This window comes from Chitinophaga sp., from assembly GCF_036569125.1.
GTDB lineage: Bacteria > Bacteroidota > Bacteroidia > Chitinophagales > Chitinophagaceae > Chitinophaga.
This window is the reverse complement of the sequence record NZ_DATCRF010000108.1, coordinates 1-5,781: the sequence shown is the minus strand read 5'-3', so window position 1 is coordinate 5,781 and position 5,781 is coordinate 1. Positions and strand designations below refer to the sequence as shown.

Here is a 5,781-nt window from a genome sequence, read left to right as displayed (position 1 = left end):
GCCCAGGGTTACCTGTTTAATGTGCTGCAGCAAAGCGGTGTAGCTGTCATCGCCTTTGAACTGCGCTCTTAATGCAAGGGTGTTCACATAAAATCCTATCTGGCTTTCCAGGTCGGGGTGTTCCCGGCTGGCAATGGAAGTGCCTATTACAATATCTGTTTGGCCGGTATAGCGGTACAGCAATGCATTTACTGCTGCCAGCAATCCCATGAACAGGGTGCTGCCCTGTTCTTTAAGCAATGCCTGCAGCCGGCTGCTTACTGCAGGGCTGAAATTTTTATTTACTAAAGCGCCACGATGCGTTTTTACAGCCGGGCGTACGTTATCACCGGCCAGCTGCAGTACCGGCAGCTCTCCCTCAAACTGATGCAGCCACCAGGCCTTATGTTCATTCAGTGCGCCGCTGCCGAGCTGCGCCTGCTGCCAGGCAGCATAATCCTTGTATTGGATGCGCAAGGGCGGCAGCTGCACATCTTCATTACGGGTGCGTGCATTGTATAACTGCAGCAGCTCTGCTATCAGTATGTCCATTGACCAGGCATCGCCGATAATGTGATGCAGGGTGTAGGTAAATACCCATTTATGATCTGCCACCTGGTATAGAACCGCGCGCAGCAAGGGGCCGGTGGCCAGGTTAAAGGGTTTAGCGGCATCCTGTTGTACAAAGGTTTTCAGCTTTTCTTCCTGATCTGCTTCCATCCGCAGATCCTGGTAGGCGATCTCAAAATTTACATCAGCAGCCGGCTGAATGTACTGCCGGATCTCAAACTGCTCATCTTCCTTAAAAACGGTTCTTAAGATCTCATGACGCGCCACCAGGTTCTTAAAAGATCCCTGCAGCGCTATCAGGTCCAGGTTACCTTCAAACACAAATACACCGGGCATGTTGTAAGCGGTATTGCTTTCCTCAAACTGGCTTAATACCCATAACCTGCGCTGGGAGGAGGATAACACGTAGGAGCTGCTGGCTTCCACTGCCGGTATTTCGTTATGGTTACCTGCCCGTGTTGCAGACAAGTAGTCCATGAGCGCAGTTTTATTTTCTTTTATTTTCTGTATCACATCCTCCTTCAAGGCGCCATCCGGCGCATTGATCTTTAGCTTCCCATCTTCCACGTATACCTGGATATCCTTTTCAGCCAGTGCCAGTATTAAGTCAATTACATTTTTCATATCCGTATAAATATTTTTGCTTACAACTTAGAGTTCAATTACATCCCGGTTCTCCTGTTTTATTTGCCGGGAGCTTTCAATCCATTTAGCGGCGCGGATCATATCGCCCAGCGCTTCAATGGTGGGGTTAAAGAAAATATCCTTCAGGGCTATGCGATAGTCAAATGCCTTATGGATCTGCCCGGCCAGCCGTGCTACTTTCAGGCTATGACCTCCCAGCTCAAAGAAATCATCCTTAATGCCGATCTTTTCTACCCGCAGGATCTCCTGCCACATGCGCACCAGTGCTTCTTCCGTTTCGTTGCGCGGGGCCACATATTCCGCACCGGTAGCCATGCCTGTACCCTGCGGATCGGGCAGCTGCTTTTTATTCACCTTGCCATTGGCGGTTACCGGGAAACTATCCAGCTGCACAAACTGCGATGGGATCATGTAAGCCGGCAATGTTTTATTCAGGTGTGTGCGCAGCTCCGCTACATTCAGCTCCACATTACCAATGACATAGGCTACCAGCATTTTTTCACCATCGGTTGCGCTGCGGGCCACTACTACTGCGCTATTCACCTGCTCATGCAGCTGCAGCGCGGTTTCAATTTCACCCAACTCTATACGGTACCCGCGGATCTTCACCTGGTCGTCCTGCCGGCCTATGAACACAATATTCCCATCCGGCGTCCAGCGCACTACATCGCCGGTGCGGTATAATTTTCCTTCTCCGAAAGGATTGTCAATGAATTTTTCTGCTGTAAGCTCCGGGCGGCGCAGGTAACCTTTGGCCAGGCCATCACCGGCTATATACAGCTCCCCGCTAACGCCTATGGGTAACAGCTGCAGGGCTGCATCCAGCACATAGAGCTGTGTATTGGCAAAGGGCTTCCCGATCACGGAGGATACGCTATGGGTGCTATCTGCAATGACAGCATTCACGGTGCTTTCCGTAGGACCGTATGCGTTAAAGAGCTGAATACCGTAGCCTTGCGCTGCCCGCAATACGCTATCCGGCAGGGCTTCGCCGCCAAATGCGATCATACGTACGCTGGCAAACAGCGCTGCCTTTTCACTTTCTTCCAGCTCATGGATCACCGGGAAGAACAGCGGCGGAATATTCAGGATGGTGATCTTATTATCCACAGCAAAACGCCGGAAGCCGGAGGGCTGCAATTCCACATCCTGCCGTACCACTACCCCCGCGCCTGCCAGCAGGAAGGGGAAGGTTTCCTCTACCGACATATCAAAGGAGAGGGAGGCAAATTGCAGGATGCGATCCTTTTCTGTTACGCTATACTGCCTTATGATACCCAGGGCCAGGTTCACCAGGGATTGGTGCCCGATCATTACGCCCTTTGGATTGCCGGTGCTGCCAGAGGTATAAATAATGTAAGCCAGATCCTCAGGTTGCGGCGTGCTGTCCAGGTTAACGGCTGAATATTGTTGTTCTGCTTTACGGAACGCTTCCAGCAGATCTTCATCTATCAGCACTTTGCACTTACTATCTTCAACAAGATAATCAATACGCTCCTGCGGATAATCCGGATCAACGGGTACATAAGCGCCGCCGCTTTTTAATACCGCTAACACTGTTATCATTACCCATTCACTGCGGTCCAGCTTTATGCCTACCAGGTCATTGGGCTGAATGTTATACTGCGCTTTTAAATAATGCGCCAGGCGGTTAGACTGTTCATGCAGCTGCTGATAAGTAAGCGTGCGGTCTTTGAAAATAACGGCTATGTTCTCCGGTGTGCGGCTTACCTGCTCCTGTAACAGCTCTATTACTGTTTTGTCTTTCGGATAATCCATGATGCCCGGCTCATTAAACGCAATGAGCTGCTGCTGTTTTTCCGCTTCGCTTAAATAATCAATGGCGTTAGCGTTAATGGCAGGATTATCCAGCACCTGTGTTATCATCTGCGTTAAACGCTGTTCCAGCGCAGCTATTAAAGCGGCATCATATGCCCGGCTGTTATACTCAAAACGGATGCGGAGGTTATTGCCCGGAATAATGGATACCGAAAGATCGTAGCTGGTTTGCTCCACACCTGCGGATGATACCAGCGACAGCTCCTGTTCCTGCTGGCCGGTTGCATGCTGCTCCACCATTTCCTGTATGGGATAGTTCTCGAAGATCAGGATATGATCCAGCAAGCCGCTGCCCGGCTCACTTACCGCCAGCACATCTGCCAGCTGTGTATAGTGGTGTGCAGCAGTGCTGATGGCGCTTTCCTGCACCTGCTTTAACAGGGAGGCAACAGGACTATCTCCGTTTATACGTAGCCGTACCGGGATGGTGTTAATGAACAGGCCTATCATTTCTTCAATGCCTTTTATTTCACCCGGGCGGCCGGATACTACCGCACCAAATACCACATCATGGGTATTGTTGTACTGCGCTAATAATAATCCCCACATGGTTTGCATGAAGGTATTTTCCGTAATACGCAGCTGCGCACAAAGCGTTTTTATGGCAGCTGTAGTGGCGGCGTCCAGGTTAAAGGCCCGCTCTGCCGGTTCAAAAGCTGTAGTGCTCATCAAGCGGGGCAGGGTGCTTACGGTGTCATAATCTTCCAGGTACTGCTTCCAGTATTGCAGGGAGCTTTCCCTGTTCTGCTGCATCAGCCATGAAATGTAATCTGCATAGGGCTGCACTTCCGGCAAATTGGCCTTGCGGCCATGCAGCAGACTATCGTACAGCTCTGTGAACTCTTTGATGAGTATACCTACGCACCAGCCATCCATTAAAATGTGATGGTGGCCCCAGATAAATTCATAGGTATCTGTGCCCAGCCCTAATACAGTAAGGTTCATTTGTGAACCGTTATGCAGGTCAAAGCCCCGGTGGCGGATGTTACGTTTTAAGCCATCTATATCAAGTGAAGGGTCAACATCTATGTACTGGAAATTGCTGCCCACCTTCTTATGCACTACCTGCAGCACGCTGCCATCCAGCTCCTGTGTAAAGCTGGTGCGCAGCACAGCATGGCGGGCTACCAGCATTTCATAGCTGCGTTCCAGCGCATCTATGTTCAGCTTACCTTTCAGGCGATAGCTCATTTGCTCACAGTAAGCCAGCGAGCCCGGTGTGCTGAGCCAGTGGTAGTACAGGCCTTCCTGTAAGTGGCTTAGCGGATATACATCTTCCACAGTATCATCCATCGCCTGTACCTGCTCAACGCTCAGCGCCTTGTAGGTAAGATCAACCGGGGTAAGATGCGTGGTAGTTTCTGCCGACAAGATGTTCACCAGGTTTTCCAGCTGCGACTGGAAACAGCTCAGCAGCCTGTGGATCACCGGTTTGGAATATTGATGGGTGCTATAGCTAACGGTTAAACGAAGCTGTCCTTCGGCCACCATGCCCAGTACATCCAGCAGCACACTGCGCGGTTCATCCTGCGAAATGGCATGGCCCTGGTAATCGCCGGAAAATGCAAACAGCTGCTCACCGCTGCTGTCCTGTACACCGTTACCAAAATCGCCCAGGTAGTTGAAAGCAATTTCCGGTTTCAGCTTGTAATCCCTACCGGCTATATAACGGAGCACACCATAACCCATGCCTTTGTTGGGCACACGGTGCAGGGTTTCTTTTACACTGATCAGCTGGCGGATGACATCATCCCGGTGCTGCATGTCAAATACTACCGGGTACAAGCTGGTAAACCAGCCTATGGTGCGGGTTACATCTATATTAGCGCCTATGTTCTCGCGGCCATGCCCTTCCAGGTTGATGAGCACTTTTTCCTGCTCAAACACTTCTGCTACGGCCATGGTGAAAGCACTTAACAGCAGGTCGTTCACCTCTGTACGGTAAGCGCTGTAACACTGGGTTAAGAGGCGTTTGGTCAAACTTTCGTCCAGCAGGAACGACTGGCGGGCTGCATCTTTCACCAGGTTGCTGCCTTTATGTTCCAGCGGCAGGGCTGGAATATGCTGCGCTTCCAGGGCATCCCAGTAAGCGGCTTCCTGCTGCAGGGCTTCACTTTGTGCATACTGCTGCTGCATTTCCTGCCAGTACTGGAAGGAGTCTGTTTTCAAAGGCAGCTCCAATGCCTGCCCTGACTGGTATTGCTGGTATAATGTGGAAAGATCTTCCAGCAGGATACGCCAGGATACGCCATCTATTACCAGGTGATGCGCTATCAGCAGCAAACGGTCGCCTTCCTCACCGGGGAACAAGGCTATGCTGAACAGCGGGCCATCTTCCAACTGCATACCGGCCTGGATGCGGTCGCAATGTTCTGCAAAGCTCTTTTCGCTGGTATGGCGGATCTCCTGAAAAATGTAGGTTTGCGCAATGCCCTTATTCTCCTGCTGCCAGCCATTCTCGGTTTGGCGGAATACCATACGCAGGGCATCATGGTGCAGCACAATTTTATCTAAAGCTGCATGCAGGGCATCTGCAGAAATGGGTGTTTTACTGTATAATAAAACAGACTGGTTGTAATGATGTTTATGCTGTCCGCCGCCATTCAGGAAGTACGATTGAATGGGGCCCAGCGGCACCAGCCCTTCTACCAGCCCTTGCGGAACCTGGCGGGTAACGGCTTGCACCCTTGCAGCTAATTCTTCTATTATAGGGTAGCGGATCACATCCTGGATGGTTAAGGCAAAGCC

2 protein-coding genes are annotated in these 5,781 nt (G+C 51.0%); both read right to left on the bottom strand.

The window, feature by feature from the left end; genetic code table 11:
* A partial coding sequence (locus tag VIM87_RS03930) for a condensation domain-containing protein (protein ID WP_331995711.1) occupies positions 1 to 1,173 on the bottom strand: 1,173 nt, incomplete at its 3' end.
* Between the two features lie 27 nt (positions 1,174 to 1,200).
* The coding region (locus VIM87_RS03925; protein ID WP_331995710.1) for an amino acid adenylation domain-containing protein at positions 1,201 to 5,781 on the bottom strand (4,581 nt) is incomplete at its 5' end.